Source organism: Alkanindiges illinoisensis DSM 15370 (genome assembly GCF_000619845.1).
GTDB classification, from domain to species: domain Bacteria; phylum Pseudomonadota; class Gammaproteobacteria; order Pseudomonadales; family Moraxellaceae; genus Alkanindiges; species Alkanindiges illinoisensis.
Genome location: NZ_JHUX01000003.1, coordinates 1241935 through 1262273 on the forward strand (window position 1 = coordinate 1241935; position 20339 = coordinate 1262273).

20 protein-coding genes are annotated in these 20339 nt (G+C 43.7%); 15 read left to right on the forward strand and 5 right to left on the reverse strand.

Translation table 11 applies throughout. The annotated features are described in order from the left end of the window. Window positions 1-238 precede the first annotated feature (238 nt). The 6 genes from rpoD (at window position 239) to Q337_RS0106300 (ending at window position 5702) form a co-directional block, all read left to right on the forward strand. Window positions 239-2113, forward strand: coding sequence for an RNA polymerase sigma factor RpoD (gene rpoD / locus Q337_RS0106275; protein WP_026470872.1), 1875 nt, complete (start codon window positions 239-241; stop codon window positions 2111-2113). A gap of 197 nt (window positions 2114-2310) precedes the next feature. Next, window positions 2311-2598 carry a YbeD family protein gene (locus tag Q337_RS0106280; protein WP_026470873.1) on the forward strand — a complete coding sequence of 96 codons (288 nt, stop codon included), beginning with the start codon at window positions 2311-2313 and terminating at the stop codon, window positions 2596-2598. An 81-nt stretch (window positions 2599-2679) separates the two neighbouring features. Further along, window positions 2680-3222 carry a hypothetical protein gene (locus Q337_RS0106285; RefSeq protein WP_026470874.1) on the forward strand — a complete coding sequence of 181 codons (543 nt, stop codon included), beginning with the start codon at window positions 2680-2682 and terminating at the stop codon, window positions 3220-3222. Window positions 3223-3234: 12 nt separating this feature from the next. After that, window positions 3235-3888 (forward strand): lipoyl(octanoyl) transferase LipB, encoded by a 654-nt coding sequence (gene lipB / locus Q337_RS0106290; protein WP_026470875.1) that lies wholly within the window; start codon window positions 3235-3237, stop codon window positions 3886-3888. A gap of 93 nt (window positions 3889-3981) precedes the next feature. After that, window positions 3982-4512, forward strand: coding sequence for a hypothetical protein (locus tag Q337_RS0106295; protein WP_026470876.1), 531 nt, complete (start codon window positions 3982-3984; stop codon window positions 4510-4512). A gap of 2 nt (window positions 4513-4514) precedes the next feature. Further along, entirely contained in the window at window positions 4515-5702 is a 1188-nt protein-coding gene (locus Q337_RS0106300; RefSeq protein WP_026470877.1) for an iron-containing alcohol dehydrogenase, read from the forward strand. A 78-nt stretch (window positions 5703-5780) separates the two neighbouring features. Here Q337_RS0106300 and Q337_RS0106305 read toward each other — a convergent pair whose 3' ends face one another. The 4 genes from Q337_RS0106305 to Q337_RS0106320 all read right to left on the reverse strand — a co-directional run bounded on the left by Q337_RS0106305 (window position 5781) and on the right by Q337_RS0106320 (window position 7904). After that, complete coding sequence (locus Q337_RS0106305; RefSeq protein ID WP_026470878.1) at window positions 5781-6182, reverse strand: DoxX-like family protein; 402 nt, start codon at window positions 6180-6182, stop codon at window positions 5781-5783. After that, window positions 6172-6705, reverse strand: a complete 534-nt coding sequence (locus Q337_RS0106310; RefSeq protein ID WP_084494737.1) for a thiol-disulfide oxidoreductase DCC family protein — start codon at window positions 6703-6705, stop codon at window positions 6172-6174. Before Q337_RS0106310 ends, Q337_RS0106305 begins: the two co-directional genes overlap by 11 nt. After that, window positions 6674-7138: a tRNA (cytidine(34)-2'-O)-methyltransferase gene (locus tag Q337_RS0106315; protein WP_026470880.1), complete on the reverse strand. Its 465-nt coding sequence runs from the start codon at window positions 7136-7138 to the stop codon at window positions 6674-6676. The genes Q337_RS0106310 and Q337_RS0106315 overlap by 32 nt, the downstream gene beginning before the upstream one ends. A 130-nt stretch (window positions 7139-7268) precedes the next feature. Beyond that, complete coding sequence (locus tag Q337_RS0106320) at window positions 7269-7904, reverse strand: superoxide dismutase (RefSeq protein ID WP_211253600.1); 636 nt, start codon at window positions 7902-7904, stop codon at window positions 7269-7271. A 334-nt stretch (window positions 7905-8238) separates the two neighbouring features. Here Q337_RS0106320 and rlmM point away from each other — a divergent pair, with 334 nt between their 5' ends. Together rlmM and Q337_RS18320 are read left to right on the forward strand one after the other, a co-directional pair. Then, complete coding sequence (gene rlmM, locus Q337_RS0106325; RefSeq protein ID WP_034279236.1) at window positions 8239-9300, forward strand: 23S rRNA (cytidine(2498)-2'-O)-methyltransferase RlmM; 1062 nt, start codon at window positions 8239-8241, stop codon at window positions 9298-9300. A gap of 185 nt (window positions 9301-9485) precedes the next feature. Continuing rightward, complete coding sequence (locus Q337_RS18320) at window positions 9486-12338, forward strand: CDP-glycerol glycerophosphotransferase family protein (protein ID WP_026470883.1); 2853 nt, start codon at window positions 9486-9488, stop codon at window positions 12336-12338. A 153-nt stretch (window positions 12339-12491) separates the two neighbouring features. Here Q337_RS18320 and lysS read toward each other — a convergent pair whose 3' ends face one another. Next, on the reverse strand, window positions 12492-14042 hold the full coding sequence (gene lysS / locus Q337_RS0106335; RefSeq protein ID WP_026470884.1) for a lysine--tRNA ligase: 1551 nt from the start codon (window positions 14040-14042) through the stop codon (window positions 12492-12494). Between the two features lie 323 nt (window positions 14043-14365). Here lysS and Q337_RS0106340 point away from each other — a divergent pair, with 323 nt between their 5' ends. From Q337_RS0106340 to Q337_RS0106370, 7 genes are all read left to right on the forward strand, one after another. After that, complete coding sequence (locus Q337_RS0106340) at window positions 14366-15529, forward strand: zinc-dependent alcohol dehydrogenase (RefSeq protein ID WP_026470885.1); 1164 nt, start codon at window positions 14366-14368, stop codon at window positions 15527-15529. Between the two features lie 248 nt (window positions 15530-15777). Then, window positions 15778-16230, forward strand: coding sequence for a MaoC family dehydratase (locus Q337_RS0106345; RefSeq protein WP_034279237.1), 453 nt, complete (start codon window positions 15778-15780; stop codon window positions 16228-16230). Window positions 16231-16487: 257 nt separating this feature from the next. Next, window positions 16488-16979 (forward strand): rubrerythrin family protein, encoded by a 492-nt coding sequence (locus tag Q337_RS0106350; protein WP_034279238.1) that lies wholly within the window; start codon window positions 16488-16490, stop codon window positions 16977-16979. A gap of 151 nt (window positions 16980-17130) precedes the next feature. Next, complete coding sequence (rubA, locus tag Q337_RS0106355; RefSeq protein ID WP_026470888.1) at window positions 17131-17295, forward strand: rubredoxin RubA; 165 nt, start codon at window positions 17131-17133, stop codon at window positions 17293-17295. Window positions 17296-17416: 121 nt separating this feature from the next. Next, window positions 17417-18598 (forward strand): FAD-dependent oxidoreductase, encoded by a 1182-nt coding sequence (locus tag Q337_RS0106360; RefSeq protein WP_026470889.1) that lies wholly within the window; start codon window positions 17417-17419, stop codon window positions 18596-18598. A 112-nt stretch (window positions 18599-18710) separates the two neighbouring features. Continuing rightward, a complete protein-coding gene (locus Q337_RS0106365) occupies window positions 18711-19241 on the forward strand; it encodes an O-acetyl-ADP-ribose deacetylase (RefSeq protein WP_034279239.1) in 531 nt (176 codons plus the stop codon). A 136-nt stretch (window positions 19242-19377) separates the two neighbouring features. Then, window positions 19378-20337 (forward strand): alpha/beta fold hydrolase, encoded by a 960-nt coding sequence (locus Q337_RS0106370; RefSeq protein WP_026470891.1) that lies wholly within the window; start codon window positions 19378-19380, stop codon window positions 20335-20337. The last annotated feature ends 2 nt before the right edge of the window (window positions 20338-20339 follow it).

Sequence of the window (20339 nt, forward strand, 5' to 3'; positions counted from 1 at the left end):
CTTTAACCCGGCCATTTAACAGGCAAACTAACGGGCTTTATTGCTGGGCAGTCCAGAGTACCGACTTGAAATATAAAAAATATCCCTCATATCGGCTATTATTGACAGCAGCTGATACTGATCACTGTAGTGTCTCAAATTTAATCCGCTTTGTGAGTTAGGGCTAAAATTGTAGCAAAAAATATGCTACCATGCGCGATTGCCCTAAGCCACTGATAAACATTAAGAGTGACGAACGATGAGCGATTTGCAATCTCCTACCTCGCAAGTAGCGGCTTTAATTAGCCGAGGCAAGGAACAGGGCTACCTGACCTATGCCGAAGTCAACGATCATCTACCGGACTCCATAACAGAAAGTGAGCAGATTGAAGACATCATTCAGATGCTTAACGATGTTGGCATTCCTGTGCACGACCGCGCCCCTGAAGTTGATGAAATCCTGCTGGAAGACAATCCGGATGCCAGTGATGATGAAGTGGCTGCCGAAGAAGCAGCTGCCGTTCTTGCCTCTGTAGAAAATGAACCGGGTCGTACCACTGATCCGGTGCGCATGTATATGCGTGAAATGGGTACAGTAGAACTGCTAACCCGTGAAGGCGAAATCAGCATTGCAAAACGCATTGAAGATGGAATCCGTGATGTATTACATGCCATTGCCCACTGGCCGGGTGCCGTGGATGTGGTATTGCAGGAATATCAGGAAACCATTACTGGCGAACGCCGTTTGGCAGATATCCTGTCGGGTTACCTTGACCCGGATAGCGATGAAGAAATTCCTGAAGTCATTGATGAAGAGCTGCTGGCCGATGAAGAAGCGCCTGCTGTTGCTAAAGCAGAAGTGGCCGATGATGATGAAGAGGAAGAAGACGGCGACAGCTCCGATGATGAAGTTGAGTCTGGCCCGGATCCTGAAATTGCCCGTGTTCGCTTCACTGAATTGCAGGAACGCCTAGATGCCGTTAAAGCAGCAATTGAAGCGCATGGCCGTCATTCCGAGCAGGCTGAAACTGCCCTGACTGAAATGGCAACTGTATTCATGATGTTCAAACTCACGCCACGCCTGTCTGACCAGCTGACTGCCATGATCCGCGACACGCATGAGCAGATTCGCCTGAGTGAACGTGAAATCATGCGTTATAGCGTGCGTCGTGGCCGTATGAACCGTGACCGTTTCCGCAAGACTTTCCCAGGCAGTGAATCGCGTACTGACTGGCTGGATGAGCAAATTGAGCAGGAACCGGCAATTGCCTCTTACCTGAATGCGGTACGTGCTGATGTACTGGCTTTCCAGCAAAAAATTGCCGATATTGAAACTGAACTATCGTTACGTGTGGCTGAAATCAAGGATATTTCCAAGCGCATGGCCATTGGTGAAGCCAAAGCACGCCGCGCAAAAAAGGAAATGGTGGAAGCCAACCTGCGTCTGGTTATTTCGATTGCCAAGAAATATACCAACCGTGGTCTGCAGTTCCTTGATCTGATTCAAGAAGGTAACATTGGTCTGATGAAAGCGGTGGACAAGTTTGAATACCGCCGTGGTTACAAATTCTCGACCTATGCGACCTGGTGGATTCGCCAGGCAATTACCCGCTCCATTGCGGATCAGGCGCGCACAATTCGTATTCCGGTACACATGATTGAAACCATCAACAAAATCAATCGTGTTTCACGTCAGTTATTGCAGGAAATGGGCCGTGAGCCAACGCCTGAAGAACTGGGTGAACGTCTGGAAATGGATGAAGTGAAGGTTCGCAAGGTACTAAAAATTGCCAAAGAACCGATTTCTATGGAAACCCCTATCGGTGATGATGAAGATTCACACCTGGGCGATTTCATTGAAGACACCAACATCACTTCACCTGTAGAAGCAGCAACGTCTGAAGGCCTGCGTGAAGCGACCCGTGAAGTGCTGGCCAACCTGACTGAACGTGAAGCTAAAGTGTTGAAAATGCGTTTTGGTATTGATATGCCAACCGATCATACCTTGGAAGAAGTCGGCAAGCAGTTTGACGTAACCCGTGAGCGGATTCGCCAGATTGAAGCCAAGGCATTACGCAAATTGCGTCACCCTTCCCGCTCTGAACATCTGCGTTCATTCCTGGAAAATGATTAATTTTTCAGTATTTGAATAATTTTAAAAATGCCTGCTGAATGCAGGCATTTTTATTGGATAAAATTTTAAAATGATGCCAGTACCATGATCGTATGAAACTGTTTTTTGAACACTTAACATGAAGCCAGCAGACTGCCCTTTAGTTTAATAGAATCATCCCAATATAGTGTTTAATATTTAAAATTAGAGAGTAAACAATGAGCGACAACCAAAATATTCAGCCCTTAAATGAAGAGCTATGGCAATTTCCGATGGATTATCCAATCCGGTTAATTGGCAACGCTGTGCCTGAATTGCGCGATGAGGTAGAAGCGATTTTTTTGAAGCATTTCCCAGATTTTGATTCGAATAATATTGTGGTGCAGCCCTCCAGCAAAGGTAATTATCACTCCATTCGTGCCCAGTTGCGCTTTGAAAATATGGAACAGGTGCATGCCCTGTATGCCGATTTAAAAGCTTGTGAGCATATTAAGACGGCGTTGTAGTAAGTCTAATTAAAAGCGTTGAGGGATCAGCGCTTTTTAATTAGTATATGATTAACTATTTATTTGATTTAAAGACATTTAATGTTAGATATCTTTGAGCAACTTCATACAATTAGTGGTGAAAATACTTATTATCTAATTGCTTTAAATTATCCAGAGAAAGTGAATATTAGTTATTATCAAGAACTTTTTCAGATCATTGATAGTTCAACTCAAATTAAGTTATTGCTTTCCACGCAATCTTGGCGCGAACACCTTATCGCCTATATGTTAATTATGTCGAATTACGATAATAACTTTGTAGAAGCAATAAAACATTGTTTTAGTCAGGGAAGTGATATTTCCCCGCAATTAGCTGTTGCTATTGCATTACAAGATAGAAAACAAGCTTTGAACTATTTTTTAGCACTTATTGAATCCTTTCAATTATCCAATAAATCTCTAAGTGCAATAAGTAAGTCCATAGGTGCAATAATGGCAGTAATGCCTACCTGTGGTGGGTTTGAAATATCTATTCCCAAGTTAAATTTAGATTTGGATAATTTCAATACTGGATTTTTAGTCGCCTGTCATCATCTCAACTTTTGGCAAAAAAATGGCTGGGAAGATAATTATCATTCTTAAATTAATATTTCTATGATCACTCAACCTTCTCTCCTCATTACGCAATTCTCGACCCTGCAACACTACGAACCGACCTTTGCAGCGATGAAGCAGTTTACGGAAACCAGAACCAAACAAGACGCTGACCAGCTCTGGTTATTACAGCATGATGATGTGCTCACCCAAGGCCAAGCTGGTAAACCGGAGCATGTGTTGTTTCCTTCGCCAGACTTGCCGATTGTGCAAACAGACCGGGGTGGTCAAGTCACTTGGCATGGCAAGGGTCAACTGGTGGGTTATCTGATGTTTGACCTCAATCGGCTCAAATGGAACGTGCGCGATTTAGTCAATTTTACCGAACAGCTCATCATTGATCTGCTCAAACACTATGGCCTAAGTGCCTATGCCAAAAAAGATGCACCGGGTGTTTATATTAATGAGCAGAAAATTGCCTCGCTGGGATTCAAGATTCGCAAGGGTTGCAGCTATCACGGGTTATCCCTAAACATGGATTGCAGTCTGGAAGGTTTTTCCCGGATTAACCCATGCGGTTACGCGGGCCTGCAAATGATCAGATTGAGTGATGTACTGGACAGTCCACCAAATTTTGAGCAAATTTGCATTCAAATAAGGTATTTAATCGAAAAACAGCATATATTTTCCAGTATTAAGACTGGACTTGTCTAAACAATCTGTTATTGTAGGGATGAAAATTAGAGTAAATACTCTAAAGATAAGTTTTAGCCATTTCACTTAACTATTGATGATAGAGAATGCGTAGTGAAACCAACCAATAAACTTCTTCCGGCAGCACAGCGTGCCTATGTCGCCCTGATGATGGACGTCATCGGTCGCGGCCTTACCTCAGCAAGTCAGGTTGACCCTGAGATTCATAATGAAACGAAAGGATTCCCGGCTGGTTTTATTGTAAGAATGACGGTGTTTCCAAACGGCCCCGATTTTACAGCACAAAGCCAGCCTGATGGTTCACTGTCGCTATTGAAAAATTTTGGCGGCAAACCTGATTTGACAGTTACCTTCAAGCATATTTCCCATGCGTTTCTGGTATTTAGTTTCCAGGAAGGTACAGCACGGGCGTTTGCCAATGACCGTATGGTGGCCGATGGTGATTTGTCCTATGCCATTCGTTTGGTGCGCTGCCTGAACAAGATGGAAGCTTTAATTCTGCCAAAAATGGTTGCAAAGCTAGCGGTCAAGCAATATCCGGAAGACCTGAGCTTCACGCAAAAATTAAACCTTGCTTCACGCATTTATCTTAAAGTTGCTCAAACCTATATTAAACGGAGCTAATTATGGCCAAGCCGTATTATGAATTCTTTTGCCCAGTAAAAGTCATTGCAGGGAGTGCAGCACTGGAGCATATTCCTTTTGAACTGGCAACCCTGGGTGCCAAGCGCGCCATGATCATTACTGACAAGGGCGTGCGCAGCAACAATTTGCTGGAACCTATTCAAGCCGCTTTTGAAAGCACTGACAGCAGTATTGCAGTAATCTTTGATGATGTACCACCTGATAGCAGCCTGCAAACAGTACGCACAGCAGCTGAACTGTACCGCCAGAACAATTGTGATGCCATTATTGCTGTAGGCGGTGGTTCAGTCATTGACACCTCTAAAGGCGTGAATATTCTGGTGTCTGAAGGCGGTGATGACCTGCTGAAATACTCTGGTGCTCATAACCTGCCACGTCCGTTAAAGCCATTTTTTGTGGTGCCAACAACAGCAGGCACAGGCTCTGAAGTGACGGCAGTTGCAGTAGTATCTGATATTGAAAAGAATGTGAAGCTGGCATTTGCCTCTTACTTCCTGATGCCACATGCAGCCATTCTAGATCCGCGCATGACCGCAACCCTGCCGCCGCACATCACTGCCATGACGGCTATGGACGCCATGACGCATGCCGTGGAAGCTTATACCTGTCTGGGTTCCAACCCGATCAGTGATGCTTATGCATTTGCCGCCATCAAGAAAATCAGTGCCAATTTGATCAAGGTACTGGATGAGCCGTCCAATACTGATGCCCGCTTAGAACTGGCTCAGGCATCTACCATGGCAGGAATTGCGTTCTCTAATGCAATGGTAGGACTGGTGCACTCATTGGGTCATGCCACTGGCGCTGTTGCTCACTTGCCACATGGCTTGTGCATGAACCTGTTTATGCCCTATGTACTGGAATATAACCAGTCTGTAAATGGTGACAAAATTGCTGAGTTGCTACTGCCACTGGCCGGCCCGGAAGTTTACGCCAGCACACCAGCCAGCCAGCGTGCTTCCAAGGCTATTCAGCATATTCGTGAAGTACGTGATGTGTTATTTGAGCGTACCAAATTGCCACGTACCTTAAAAGAAACCGGCAAGGTCACTGAAGCGCAACTGGATGAAATTGCTGCCAAGGCACTGGATGACGGTTCAATTATTTTTAATCCGCGTGAAGCCTCAAGAGCTGACCTCAAGGCTATTTTGCAAAAAGCCTGGGCTTAAATTGCATTAGCGTTACGGCCAAGAAAAATCCCGCTTAATGCGGGATTTTTTTTTATTTATGGTGCCAGATTTTTTTGCTTAAGTCAGCTTGATATGCCATGGATCAGTTTTGGTCTTAAGGGCAATCCATGCCAGCAGCATCCCAACAATATTACTAATAACCGGATTAAATGCCCCGCTTAGTAATTCTGGTACTAACACCATAATATCCAGTAGCAGCAAAGCCAAGGCAATAAAAGCCAGCCAGACTGGCCAATTTTTTCTCGGAAAAATTAGAATCAGTATGCCAAGCAGGATTTCGCTTATTCCTGCCAATTGAGCCATAAGTTCTGGTGTAAGTAAATTTTGGATCGGGAGCAGTTCTAAATGCTGCTGATTAATATATAGCTCGGTTTTATCCAGAAAAATGAGCTTGGGCACCAGTCCCTGATAAATAAATAAAAAACTCAAGCCCAAACGGGCCAAAGTACTAGATTGCATGATCTAAAAACCGCTTACGGATTTTTGAAGTCGGCACCAGACACTGTGCATGCTGCCCAAACAGTTTATAGCGTCGGGTTGCCACATGATCATAGGCCCAGTCTCGCCATGCTCTGGGAATAACCCGCCCGGCTGCCAGCACAGTAAATGGAAACGGTAACTGCTGCATGATACGCAACAAGGCATCACTGCGTTCATACATGTGATGGCCTTCAATCAGTAGCATGGTGTCAAAGTGATCTGTAGGCATGCCAAGCGAGGTTAAAATCGCCTGACCCTCTGGCGACTGTACACTGCATAATTTGAATTTTTCCAGTGTATCGTGCCGAATCAAAAACCGGCTCCAGCCCGTGCATAGCTTGCACACGGCGTCAAACATAACAATTTTATCGTCAGGCTGAATAAAGTCCGGCAACGCAGGCGATGTGCTGTAATGAAATTTCCAGTTGCCTAAGACCTTACTGATAGAGACATTGTTTGCAAAAACTTTGCTATTGAAAGCCCTGCTGTCGCCATGCTTCATAGATCATTACTGCCACTGAATTGGACAAATTCAGACTACGCGATTCAGGCTGCATCGGCAAGCGCAACCAGTGTTCAAACGGAAAACTCATGCGCACTTCTTCTGGCAAGCCACGGGTTTCTGGCCCAAACAAAAAAGCCACATCACGGTTAAGGTTACGGTCAAACGGCGAATGCTGGCCTTTGGTAGTGAGCGGAAAAACAGCTTCAATACCCAGTGTTTTTAGCTCATCAAGGCAAGGCTGCAAGGATGGCCAGATTTTAAGCTCTGCCCACTCATGGTAATCCAGCCCTGCCCGTTTTAATTTTTTGTCTTCCAGTTCAAAACCCAATGGTTCAACCAAATGCAGCTTGGCCCCAGTATTCGCACACAGGCGAATAATATTACCGGTATTACTGGGAATTTCCGGCTCAAATAAAATAATATGAATCACAGCAAAACCAATTCAATAAAAAAACCAGCCTTATTTTAGCTGGTTTCTGGTTTAACTGGTTTTAGTTTGGCTGGTTTTATTTCAAAAGCTAAAAGCTGTTTTCAGCACCAGCCTTCACAAGCGTTTACCGCTATTTCATTGCTGCCTCAAAGCGCTGGTTGACCTTGTTCCAGTTCACCACATTCCAGAATGCCTTGGTATAATTAGCACGCTTGTTTTGGTATTTCAGATAATAGGCATGCTCCCAAACATCCAGACCGAGTAAAGGCTGGCCTTTTGTTTCGGCAATATCCATCAATGGATTGTCCTGATTAGGGGTCGAAGTAACCATCAGTTTATGATCTGGTGTCATGACTAACCATGCCCAGCCAGAACCAAAACGGCTGGTTGCTGCCTCATTAAATTTTTGCTCAAAGGCATCCAGCGAGCCAAAGTCAGCATTGATTTGTTTGAGTAATGCCTCGCTGGGTTTACCTGCCTTGGCTTTCGGACTTAAGCTTTCCCAGAAAAAACTGTGGTTATAGTGGCCGCCAGCATTGTTGCGCACTGCAGTATTGTATTTGGAAATTTGTGCCTGTACCTGCTCAATACTCATTTTGTCCAGTGCAGGATAGTTCTTGATTTCCTTGTTTAGGTTATCGACGTAGCCCTTGTGATGCTTGCCATAGTGAATTTCCATGGTTTGCTTATCAATGGATGGCTCCAGCGCACCTGACGAATAAGGTAATGGTGCCTGCTTAAATTCAGCAAAGGCAGCACTTGCCATCCCCAAGCTGGACACAATGAGTGCGGAAATACCCAAAGAACGAAAATAAACCGACACGGCCTGCTCCTTAACTGTCATTGATCAAATACCCCTAACCGTAGCAAACGATTCTCAATTCGATGTAGGCTTGCTGTAAGCTTTTAGTAAAATTCCAGCAAAAATAAGCACATATTCTTGATTTTCTTAAAATGAACTTAAAAAAGGTACATGAATTGATTGTTATTAAGATGAGTTTTTAGCAACTGTAGTATTTAAAAATTAAACGGGCTAAAAGACCTATCCGTTGCAAAAGCCGCCTATAATAAGCCGACTCTTTTTGTATTGCTAAACGGTTATGTCACATTCTCCTAAAAATCCGCCCATTGTTGGCATACTGGCTTTGTGTCGCATTGGCTTTGAGCGCGAGTGCAGTAGCGAGCTTGAACGCTGGTTTGGTGAGCGTGGTGCCGATGGCTATGTCAAATTTGAAAAACTGAGCGGTCAGGTGATCTGGTTTGGGCAAAGCAAGCAGTTTCCGAAAACATCCGAGCTTATTTTTGCCCGCCAAGTGGTCAAGCTGATTAGCAAAACACCGGTTTATTTTGATAATAAAGACCGGATTACCCCGATTTTAAGTGCGCTGGAAGATCAATCCTACAGTGCGATTTATTTTGATAATACCGATACCAACGACGGCAACAGCATGGCAGATTTGTTTCACCGCCTGCAAAAACCACTGCTATCTGCAGCTGGTAAAGCCAACATTTTAAACCGTGATGCCAAACAGCGTGCCCATCTGGTGTTTATTGATGGTACAGCGGCCTGGCTTGGTGTGAGTGAACCCGGTGAAACCCTGAAATGGCCAATGGGCATTCCGCGCCTGAAAATGCCACAGGATGCCCCGAGCCGCTCTACCCTAAAACTGGCCGAAGCCTTTGCCTATTTTATGGACAAGGAAGAACAGGCAGAATGGCTGCGTGAAGGCTTAACGGCTGTGGATCTGGGCGCTTGCCCCGGTGGCTGGACTTATCAGTTGGTAAAACATGGCTTGCAGGTGGTTGCGATTGATAATGGTGCCATGAATGAAAAAATCATGGAAACTGGTCAGGTTGAACACATCAAAGCCGACGGATTTGTGTATCGGCCACCGCGTCCAGTACATTGGCTGGTATGCGATATGGTGGAAAAACCAGCTCGTGTGGCGCAATTGATGGCCGACTGGCTGGCGGATGGCGATGCGAAGCGCGCCATGTTTAACCTGAAACTGCCCATGAAAACCCGGCTGGATGAAGTGGAATACTGCCGTGAGATTATTGAAGAACGATTGAAACAGGCCGGTAAAAAAATTGAACGCCTGCAATTTCGCCAGTTATACCATGACCGTGAAGAAGTGACTGGGTTTTTGGTTGTTAGATAAGTAGGATTTTTTGCTTCATAGTCTTTAAAGCTCTAAGAACTAAAAGAACTTTTCAAAATATTAATTATTGGCTACTTATTAGGCAGTAATTAATATTTTTACAAACACTATACTGTATATGGCACTATTCTAGCTTCATTATTATTAAATGAGTAACCCAATTTACTGCTAATACAGAGCTAAGAATGCTAAAACTTGATCAGGAAAAATTTGTTGACTACTCAGAAAATTATTATCTTGAAACTTATCATCATCATAGATTAGTCTATGATATAAAGATAAAACAAGTTATAGGTAAACTACCTGAAGATATTGTAAATAGTGATGCATATATTCATTTAGAATGTAAAAATGATAAAGCCTATTTATATTATTTTCATAATCATAAAAAAATTTATTTTAAAATTAATAAATCAGGAGAATTAATACCAGATTCCAACCAGGTTCCTGAATTATTTATTATATTAACTATCAAAGATAATTATTTTTCCTTAAACACAAATAATCTATTTTTAAGAATAGACCGTAAAGGCTTTGCCAGCTTTAGTGCTAGTGTCCAAAAAGAATGGGAAACCTTGACATTGGGTAATATCGCTTTTCTTGATAAAAAGCTAACAGTTGTAGTCAATGTTAAAAATGCTGAGAAATCCTTACAGCAGCTATTTGAATCAATCAGTCCCAGCTTTAATACTTCAGTGGGTATCCTGTTTCTGGTTAGTCCCAGTAAAGATAATAGTCTTAATATGGTGAGAAAATATCAGGAGCATTATGCTTCTAATGTTGATTACTATCAAACGACCACTACTGAAAAGCTGGTCAATAGAAATCTGGCTTTACCTCTATTACAATCTGATTGGGTAACCTATATTGAAGCAGATGATTTTTACTCATCGGATTTTTTTAACCAAATTGAGCAAAAACTGAGTGATCCATTAATTGGTTTAATTGTGAGTAATAGCTTAGTATTTGATACTGTACAAAATAAATATGAATGCCGTGATTCGCAATCATGGCGATTTAAACAAGCAGAAACAGTCGTATATAAGCATGAGCTAAAAGATCATTTTATTTATAGTTCATATGGGTTACTATTCAAAACAGCTATTATTAAACAATATAGTCTTAAATTTAATGAACATTTAAAACATTACTCAGGTGCCTTACTTTCTAATCATTATCTTCTGGTTATGCTGGATGAAAAAATTGTATTTCTTCGCGAACCCCATATCCTGTTAAGAAAATCACCGGTTAGAACTTACTCACCGCCAAAAGATGCACCCAAACTTTCCCAGGAAAATGTTGATGCCATTAAACAGGCATTTATTGCTGTAATTAGGCAGACAAAACAGGCCTATCAGGATACTATCCCAACTTATATTAAGCAGGTAATACTTTATTATATAGCCAAGAATATAAAGCAAAATTACAATAAGCCTTTAAGCCAAGTTTTTGCCACTACAGACGCAGCCCAGGATTTTTTAGAATTATTAGTTGGCTTGGCCAAGGAACTTACGCTCGAAGAACTTAGAAAATTTCCTTCCCTTCGTAAACTTGAGTTTTTTTTAAGTGGAATTTTAAACCTTTTATATCAGGTTTCTCCTATCGTTGTTAATACCTATGTGGAGAAGATAAATTTTGAATCTAATCGTTTGCTGATTAAATATTTTTCAGCCAATGATGTAAAGATAAATATCCTACACGGCAATACTTTGGTTGAACCCGTTACCCAAAAACTTATTCATCATCAGTATCTGGACAAGTTATTTATTAAGGAAAAACGGGTCTGGATTGATTTTCCTAAAGCAGAACAGCAGTTGAAGATTTTAGTCGATAATCGTTTAACAACAATTCATTTTAACAATCAGCTATTCACTAGCGGTCTGCCCCATAGTGCACTTAAAGCCTACCAAAAGCAGTTGCCTAAACCTGTATCTACAAGCAAATATATTAATTGCTGGCTATTTATGGATCGCGATATTCAGGCAGACGATAATGCTGAACACTTATATCGCTATACCAAGCGCTTTAGAAAAAATATTTACTTTGTATTAAGAAAGGATTCACATGATTGGCCACGACTTGAACAAGAAGGTTTTCAGCTTATTGAGTTTGCAAGTAAAGATCATGAAGAAGCTTTAAATTATTGTTCCAAATTAATCAGCTCTCATTTTGATTATTATGTCACACATTTATTTGGCAAAAATACATTAAGCCATAAACAGTATATCTTTTTAACGCATGGGATGATTTTGGCGGATTTATCCATGATTTTAAATAGTAAAAATATTGACCTGTTGATTACAAGCTCTCTATTAGAACATCATTCTATTTGCCATGATGGTTCCAAATATAAATACACAACAGAAGAAGCCAAACTTTTAGGCTTGCCCAGACATGACTTTTTAATTAAAAACAAGCATAAATATCAGGACAAAGTAATCCTGGTGATGCCTACCTGGCGAACTTATATTACAGGCTATAAAGTTGGTTTAACGCATAATAGAGATCTTAATGCCCAGTTTACCGCATCAGATTATTATAAACACTGGAAAGGCTTTTTAGTCAGTGCGCATCTTAAGCAATTATGCGATGAATTTGGCTATCGGCTTATCTTTTTCCCGCATGTCAATATACAGCCCTACCTGCATCTATTTGAGTTACCAGATTATATTGAGGTACGTCAGCATCTGGATACTTCTATTCAGGAGTTGTTTTTGAAATCCAGCCTAATGATTACTGATTATTCCTCAGTACAGTTTGAAATGGCACTGCTGGATAAACCAGTAATTGGCTATCACTTTGATCGCGATAAAGTATTGTCGCATCATATTGCCGGCAAAGGCAATATCGACCATGAAAATGAAGCGCTAGGACCATTAGTCACTACTCAGAATGAGCTGTTATCGACACTACAAAGTATCTTGGCAAATGGCGGACAGCTTAGCCCAAACTATCTCGAAAAAATTGACCGGTTCTTTGCGCATCGGGACGGTCAAAACTGTCAACGAGTATATAAGGCAATCACAGCTTTAGGTTAACCTACTGACCAATAAAAAGCCCACCAAATAAATGATGGGCTTTTTATTGGTACGCTATTTTTTATGCCACAGAAAAATCACAGATTTTTCACTTGCGGCGCAAGCAGATGAGAAGTATTGCTTCGCAAGACGTAGCAACGCGGAGTGGCTCTGCTAATCTTTGCGTCTCATATGTGGAAACAAAATCACATCGCGGATACTGGCCGCATCAGCAAACAGCATCACCAAACGGTCAATGCCAATGCCCTGGCCTGCGGTTGGGGGCAAGCCGTATTCCAGCGCTTCAACAAAGTCGGCATCATAATGCATGGCTTCATCATCACCCGCATCTTTTTCAGCCACCTGCGCCTGGAAGCGCTCGGCCTGATCAATCGGGTCATTTAACTCGCTAAAGCCATTAGCCAGTTCGCGCCCGCCAATAAAGAATTCAAAGCGGTCAGTCACATGCGGGTTGGTATCGCTACGACGGGCCAGCGGTGAGGTTTCTGCCGGATATTCAGTAATAAAGGTGGGTTGGCGCAGCTTGGTTTCTACGGTTTCTTCAAACACAATAGTTTGCAGTTTGCCCAAGCCAAAGCCCGGTTTCACCTGCTCTTTTAAGGTATTTTGCACAAAGCCAGCCAGAAACTCGCGGTCATTCACTTGGTCGCGAGTCAGTTCAGGGTTGTTTTCCAGAATGGCATCAACCATGGAAATCTTTTTATAAGGGCCTTTAAAACTGAATACTTCGCCTTGATACGGCACATCGGTACTGCCCAGAATATCCAGTGCCAGGCTTGAAAGCATGTTTTCAGTGAGCTGCATCAGGTCTTTGTAATCGGCATAAGCCTGATAAAACTCAATCATGGTAAATTCAGGATTGTGCCGTGTAGACACGCCTTCATTACGGAAATTGCGGTTAATTTCAAATACACGCTCAAAACCGCCAACCACCAAACGCTTTAAATACAATTCTGGTGCAATGCGTAAATACAGCTCCATGTCCAGCGCATTGTGATGAGTCACAAACGGACGCGCGGCTGCCCCACCCGGAATCACATGCATCATGGGCGTTTCCACTTCCATAAAGCGCTCGCCAATCAGGTATTCACGGATACCGGCAATCACTTTGGCGCGGATTTCAAAGGTGCGGCGGGTGTCTTCGTTGGTGATTAAATCAAGATAACGCTTGCGGTATTTGGCTTCGGTATCGCTTAAGCCATGAAACTTGTCGGGTAATGGACGTAAGGATTTGGTCAGTAATTCAATACTGGTCAAATCCACATACAAATCGCCCTTGCCTGAGCGAGCCAGCGTGCCTTTGGCTGCAATAATGTCGCCAAGGTCAAGTTGCTTGATCAATTCCAGTTCGTCAGCAGACAAGACTTTGCGGTTTACATATAACTGGATACGGCCTGTCATGTCCTGCATCACCATGAACGAGCCACGGTTAAGCATCAGGCGTCCAGCAACAGTAACCGGAATAGTAGTCGCTGCCAGATCCTCCTTGCTGCTGTCCTTGTATTGTTCCTGCAAGTCACCCGCATAATGATCACGTTTAAAGTGATTTGGCCATGCATTGCTGCCTGCTTGCTTGGCCTTTTCTACAATAGCATTCAGCTTGGCATGACGCTGCGCAATTAAGTCGTTTTCAGAAATTTGTTGATCGTCCGGAACTTGATCCGACGTGGCTTGGCCTAAATTGTGCTGACCTGACTGCGCCATTATCTGCCTCTAAGCGTTAGGAAAAAATAAGGCAGCAATCATAGCAGAAAACCCTTATATTGACAGCAAAGCAAACTCATCCTACCGATCTATCAAAGAAAAGCGCTTTATCCATAAATAAAGTTTTGGCATAAGGCCTTTTTAATGTTTACGCAGATGTACACTTTTTAACCTTAGACTCTTATAACTCTCATGTAATTAACATGCAGTCATTGTTTTTAATACCTAACCAGATTGAGACAGCGCATCAGCGACTGGCAGTATAGCTAGACGTTTTAAGACCGATAGCTTCAGCTTTCATTCTAATATTTGAGGATATAACAATGCGCGCATTGACTTACCATGGTGCCAAGGATGTTCGAGTAGAAACGGTTGCAGATCCAGTAATTCAGGAACCCGATGATGTCATTTTGCGAGTCACTGCAACAGCTATTTGTGGTTCTGATTTACACCTGTATCGCGGCAAGATTCCTGCTACCAAGCATGGCGACATTTTCGGCCATGAATTTATGGGCATCGTTGAAGAAGTTGGTCCCGAAGTCACTGAAGTGAAAAAGGGCGACCGTGTCATTATTCCGTTTGTGATTGCCTGTGGTCACTGTTTCTTTTGTGAGCACGACCTGACAGCCGCCTGTGAAAATACCAACCCTGACCGTGGTGCGATTTTAAACAAGAAACAGATTCCACCGGGTGCAGCCCTGTTTGGCTATAGTCATCTGTATGGTGGTGTACCGGGTGGTCAGGCGGAATATGTTCGCGTGCCAAAAGGTAATGTCGGACCCTTTAAAGTGCCAGGTTCCCTGCCGGATGAAAAAGTTCTGTTCCTCACCGATATTTTGCCGACTGGCTGGCAAGCGGTAGTGAACGCACAAGTTAAAAAAGGCTCCAGTGTGGCCATTTATGGGGCTGGTCCCGTAGGATTAATGGCAGCAGCTTGCGCGCGTTTGCTGGGTGCAGAACAGATTTTTATGGTCGATCATCATGAATACCGCCTGAACTATGCGCGGGAAACCTACGGTGCTATTCCGGTAAATTTTGACCGGGTGGATGCTGCCGAATTTATCATTGAAAATACGGCTGGCAAGCGTGGTGTGGATGCTGTGATTGATGCGATTGGTTTTGAAGCCAAAGGCAGCATGATAGAAACGGTACTTACCAACTTGAAAATTGAAGGTTCCAGTGGTGCTGCACTGCGTCAATGTATTGCTGCGGTGCGCCGTGGCGGTGTGGTCAGTGTACCGGGTGTTTATGCCGGGCCAATTCATGGCTTCCTGTTTGGTGATGCCTTTGATAAAGGCCTGACCTTTAAAATGGGTCAAACCCATGTGCATCACTTCCTGCCAGAGTTGCTCGAACACATTGAAAATGGTGACCTGAATCCGGAAATTATCATTACCCATCGCATGAAGCTGGAAGATGCCGCTGAAGGTTATCGCATTTTTGAGCAGCGTGAGCAGGAATGCCGTAAAGTGATCCTGACGCCTTAATCCATTTTTATAACGCTTAAAAATTAAAGGCATTGTATTAAGTCTGGTTTGCTCCGCTTTACTCACGTAGTCATCCTATATTCGTTTTAGGATGACTATTTTTTTATGCCTGTATGACGCACTTCCGTTGCTGATTTATGCTTTCACATCGGCTAAAGGGTAAAGCGTTATCATGGACAACACTGAAAAATTATTAAATAATTAATTTATGACACTATTATTTAATATTAATTATGAGGATTAACTGCATGCCTGCTCCATTGTATCTGGACGACTTAAACATTGGCGATCGCTTTACCAGCCCAAGCTATACACTGGAAAAAGACAAGCTGCTGGAATTTGCGGGTGAATATGATCCTCAGCCGTTTCATCTGGATGATGAGCTGGCCAAGGACACCCTGTTTAATGGGCTGGCTGCCAGTGGCTGGCAAACTGCATCCATTACCATGAAGCTATGGACTGAAACCCTGCATATTGCCAACGGCCTGATTGGTATTGATTGCCATTTAAAATGGCCCACGCCCACCCGCCCCGGTGATACCTTGCGTGTTGAAGCTGAAATTGTAGATATTAAGATTTCGCAAAGTAAGCCCAATATGGGCATCGTCACCTATCATAGCCTGACCAAAAACCAGCATGATCAGATAGTGCAAGACACAACGACCAAGGTTGTGGTGTTTAAGAAATCTGCTATGGCTTGAAATTAACTTAATAGTGATGCGTTAATTATTAGAACTACTTTGTCTGATTACCGCCTGTATAAGACAAAGTAGTTCTAACCTATTACTACTCTATTTCCTTGCATCTAAAAAACCAATTATTTTTATAAAAACAATCGTTTTTACATTTAAATCATTTTACCTGATACTGGCTTTATTGCTCAAGCAGCCAGCCCGGTAACGCCAGCGCGCTACTTAAGCTTTCCCAATAATAGCCTGCATTCTTTATGAGGATAATCATGCACAATTCAGAGATAAAACCCGTTTCCGTCACTATTGAAAATCTGGAAGCTGCCTTTGCCGGTGAAGCAATGGCACACATCAAGTATCGCTACTTTGCCAAGCTGGCACGCGAGATGGGTGATGAAGACACCGCGCGCATTTTTGAAGAAACTGCCAATCAGGAAGTGATGCATGCCTTTGGCCATCTGGATCTGCTGTATCCCAAAGCCAAAATGACACCTGCCCGCGCGCTGGAAATAGCCATTGAAGGCGAAACCTATGAATACACTGAAATGTATCCCAAGTTTCGCCATCTGGCCGTTGAGGAAGGCAATCAGGCAGCCGTGAATGAATATGATGAGCAGATTGAAGAATCACGCGTACATGCCGAACAGTTCAAGGCCGTGCTGGAAAAAGCAGCCAAACGCTTTGCTGCACTAACCACTGTCGAAAAACGTCACGCCAATCACTATCAAAATGCACTCGACAAATTGCGTGCAGATGGTTAACGTGTGGCAAATTTAGAGCAATAACTCTTTTTTTGGGGTTTTGCACGGTTTTTTTGGATTTTTGGCGTTACAAATTGTCCTGTGCAATGGCACAATTCAGGCATGTTGCCCCAGGCATTTTCCCACGGGCAGGACAGTTTTGGAGATGATGATGAAGAAGTATCAATGTATCGTATGTGGCTGGATTTATGATGAAGCAGAAGGCTGGCCACAGGATGGCATTGCACCCGGTACCAAATGGGACGATATCCCTGATGACTGGACCTGCCCTGACTGCGGCGTATCCAAAATGGATTTTGAGATGATTGAAATCTAAGACTGTTTTGCTTTAAGCCATGTAGCTCCTCATCTGCATGGCTTTTTTTCGTTTCATGAATGCGTATTTTCATTCAAATTTTTGTTATTACTTTTTTGATGTTTCTGATGGAGAATTGCAGATGAACCCGATTGTCATCATTGGTTCAGGCATGGCTGGCTATACCCTGGCGCGTGAGTTCCGTAAGCTTGATACCACCACTCCTGTGGTCATGATTAGTGCTGATGACGCGGTAAATTATGCAAAACCCACCTTGTCCAATGCGCTGGTTGGCAATAAGCATCCGGATCAGATTGGTCTTGGTGATTCTGCCAAAATGAGTGCGCAGCTAAATATCAATATTTTGCCACATACAATCGTGAGCCATGTTGATTGTGAAAACCATACGCTGCAACTAAAACACCAGAACGGCGAACAAACCACACAGGTCTATAGCAAACTGATTCTGGCCGTAGGCGCCAATCCTATCCGGTTGCCAATTGAAGGCGATGGCGCTGAAGACATTCATGTGGTGAATTCACTGGCTGACTACCGCACTTTCCGCGATACCCTGTCACTGCGTACGGACAAGCGTGTACTGCTGCTGGGCGCTGGGCTGATTGGCTGCGAATTTGCCAATGACCTCAAAGCCACGGGCCATGATGTTACCGTAGTTGATATTGCGCCCCAACCCTTAGGTCGTCTACTGCCTGCTGATACGGCACAGGCATTTCAGGCTGGCCTGGAACATATTGGTGTACAGTTTGCCTTGAATACTACGGTGCAACGCATCAATCGCGCGGGCCAGGATTATGAAGTGAGCCTGACCAACGGCAATACACTGATTGTTGATATTGTGCTGTCAGCAATTGGCCTGCGTCCCAATCTGCAACTGGCACAAGCTGCCAATATCCAGACCAGTCGCGGTATTGAAGTTGATGCCCTGCTGCAAACCAGCCAGCCGGATATTTATGCCATTGGCGATTGTGCTGAAGTAGCCGGGCATTTGCTGCCCTTTGTAATGCCAATTATGCAGCAGGCTCGGGCACTGGCCAAAACACTGGCAGGCACTTCCACAGCCGTGCATTATCCAGCCATGCCGGTTGCCGTAAAAACCCCGGCTGCCCCACTGACTGTGCTGCCTGCCCCTGCGGACGTGCAAGTGGAATGGCAAACCGAACAATTTGAAGATGGTATGCTGGCCAAGGCAATGGATAATGACGGCACATTACGTGGCTTTGTATTGCTGGGTGCAACTGCAGGCAAGCAACGTATGGCTTTAACCAAACTGGTACCAGACCTGTTACCAGCCGCTAGCGCCTAAGCTGAAAAACAGTCTTTCCAGCTAAGCTAAGCCAACAAATCAGCAGTATGGATTTTAAGCATTCGCGTTTTAAAATAAGGCAGGTTTAACTGCCTTATTTTATAGGTATGACATGACGGATTTGTCTGGAAAAATTAAATTGGTTCAGGGCGATATTACCCAAATTAACGTAGATACCATTGTTAATGCGGCCAACACTTCTCTGCTGGGTGGTGGTGGCGTGGATGGGGCGATTCACCATGCTGGTGGCCCGGCGATTTTACAGGAATGCCAGCAAATCCGTGCCAGGCAAGGCGGCTGCAAAACCGGCGATGCTGTTATCACCACAGCAGGCCAGCTTCCAGCACAATTTGTGATTCATACGGTAGGCCCGGTATGGCAAGGTGGTATACATGATGAAGACCGGCTACTGGCTTCCTGTTACAACCAGAGCTTAAAGCTGGCTGACCAGCACCAGTTAACCCGCATTGCCTTTCCCAACATCAGTACGGGTATTTATGGTTTTCCAAAAGCGCGGGCAGCCCGGATTGCCGTGCAGGCTATCCATCAAAATTTGCCCCAATGCCAGTTTTTACAACAGGTTATATTTGTATGTTATGACCATGAAAATTATGCACTGTATCAGGACATATTGAATAGATAGGTTTTTCCAATAAAACACTAAAAATTGGCAATAATTTGTGCTAAAAATTCATGAAATGATTTATGATAGCTGCAATTTGACAATTCTTATTGTCATTAATAAAGCGTGATCACCCATAAGCACAGCAGGTTAATCCATGAATGCCCTCAGCAGTTTACAACCCTCTCAATACTGCGACTTAATGCAGGAAAGTAAAATTGATATTGGCAACAATATCCAGTTGCATTTTGAAATTGGTGGCATTGACAATACTAATCCGCAACAGGAAACAATTCTGCTGATTATGGGTCTTGGTGCTCAAATGCTCATCTGGCCAGATTATTTTTGTGAAGCACTCATCAAGCAGGGTTACCGTGTGATCCGTTTTGATAACCGTGATATTGGCCTGTCCAGCAAGATTCGCCATAAAGGCCCGCGCTTAAATAGCCTCAAACTGATGGGCCGTTTTACCCTTGGCCTGCCTAATGAAGGCGCACCTTATACGCTGTATGACATGGCTGATGATACCAGCCGTTTGATGAATGCATTGCACATTGAAAAAGCGCATGTGATTGGCGCGTCCATGGGTGGCATGATTGCACAGATTCTGGCTGCCAAATATCCACAAAAAGTCCAGACCCTGAATTTGCTGTTTACCAGTAACAACCGTGCGTTTCTACCACCGCCTTTTCCCAAGCAATTCCTGAGTCTGATGGGCCGCCCCAAGTCCACTGATGAAGAAGGTATGGTGGCACATTCCATGCGTTTGTTTAGCACCATTGGTTCTCCTGGCCACTTTAATCTGGATGAAGCGCGTGAAACTGCCCGCAAACTGTATCGTCGCAGTTTCCATCCAGCTGGCGTCATGCAGCAGTTTCTGGCAATTCTGTGCACTGGTTCGCTTAGCAAGGTTGACCGTGAAATCAAGCAGCCTACGCTGGTAGTGCATGGCAGCAAGGATCGCTTGTTACCGCCATCACATGGCCGTGCTGTGGCAAAATCCATTAAAAATGCCAAGTTCCAGCTCATTGACGGCATGGGCCATGACATTCCCAAATATTTTGTACCGCAGCTGGTGAAACTGTTTAGCCAGCATATTCAGGCTCATGTGAAGTAAAT

What these genes read in the sequence shown, in the direction of transcription:
- rpoD (WP_026470872.1), top strand. Translation starts at nt 239, where the DNA reads ATGAGCGATTTGCAATCTCCTACCTCGCAAGTAGCGGCTTTAATTAGC.
- Q337_RS0106280 (WP_026470873.1), top strand. Translation starts at nt 2,311, where the DNA reads ATGAGCGACAACCAAAATATTCAGCCCTTAAATGAAGAGCTATGGCAA.
- Q337_RS0106285 (WP_026470874.1), top strand. Translation starts at nt 2,680, where the DNA reads ATGTTAGATATCTTTGAGCAACTTCATACAATTAGTGGTGAAAATACT.
- lipB (WP_026470875.1), top strand. Translation starts at nt 3,235, where the DNA reads ATGATCACTCAACCTTCTCTCCTCATTACGCAATTCTCGACCCTGCAA.
- Q337_RS0106300 (WP_026470877.1), top strand. Translation starts at nt 4,515, where the DNA reads ATGGCCAAGCCGTATTATGAATTCTTTTGCCCAGTAAAAGTCATTGCA.
- Q337_RS0106305 (WP_026470878.1), bottom strand. Translation starts at nt 6,182, where the DNA reads ATGCAATCTAGTACTTTGGCCCGTTTGGGCTTGAGTTTTTTATTTATT.
- Q337_RS0106310 (WP_084494737.1), bottom strand. Translation starts at nt 6,705, where the DNA reads ATGAAGCATGGCGACAGCAGGGCTTTCAATAGCAAAGTTTTTGCAAAC.
- Q337_RS0106320 (WP_211253600.1), bottom strand. Translation starts at nt 7,904, where the DNA reads ATGGCAAGTGCTGCCTTTGCTGAATTTAAGCAGGCACCATTACCTTAT.
- rlmM (WP_034279236.1), top strand. Translation starts at nt 8,239, where the DNA reads ATGTCACATTCTCCTAAAAATCCGCCCATTGTTGGCATACTGGCTTTG.
- Q337_RS18320 (WP_026470883.1), top strand. Translation starts at nt 9,486, where the DNA reads ATGCTAAAACTTGATCAGGAAAAATTTGTTGACTACTCAGAAAATTAT.
- lysS (WP_026470884.1), bottom strand. Translation starts at nt 14,042, where the DNA reads ATGGCGCAGTCAGGTCAGCACAATTTAGGCCAAGCCACGTCGGATCAA.
- Q337_RS0106340 (WP_026470885.1), top strand. Translation starts at nt 14,366, where the DNA reads ATGCGCGCATTGACTTACCATGGTGCCAAGGATGTTCGAGTAGAAACG.
- Q337_RS0106345 (WP_034279237.1), top strand. Translation starts at nt 15,778, where the DNA reads ATGCCTGCTCCATTGTATCTGGACGACTTAAACATTGGCGATCGCTTT.
- Q337_RS0106350 (WP_034279238.1), top strand. Translation starts at nt 16,488, where the DNA reads ATGCACAATTCAGAGATAAAACCCGTTTCCGTCACTATTGAAAATCTG.
- rubA (WP_026470888.1), top strand. Translation starts at nt 17,131, where the DNA reads ATGAAGAAGTATCAATGTATCGTATGTGGCTGGATTTATGATGAAGCA.
- Q337_RS0106360 (WP_026470889.1), top strand. Translation starts at nt 17,417, where the DNA reads ATGAACCCGATTGTCATCATTGGTTCAGGCATGGCTGGCTATACCCTG.
- Q337_RS0106365 (WP_034279239.1), top strand. Translation starts at nt 18,711, where the DNA reads ATGACGGATTTGTCTGGAAAAATTAAATTGGTTCAGGGCGATATTACC.
- Q337_RS0106370 (WP_026470891.1), top strand. Translation starts at nt 19,378, where the DNA reads ATGAATGCCCTCAGCAGTTTACAACCCTCTCAATACTGCGACTTAATG.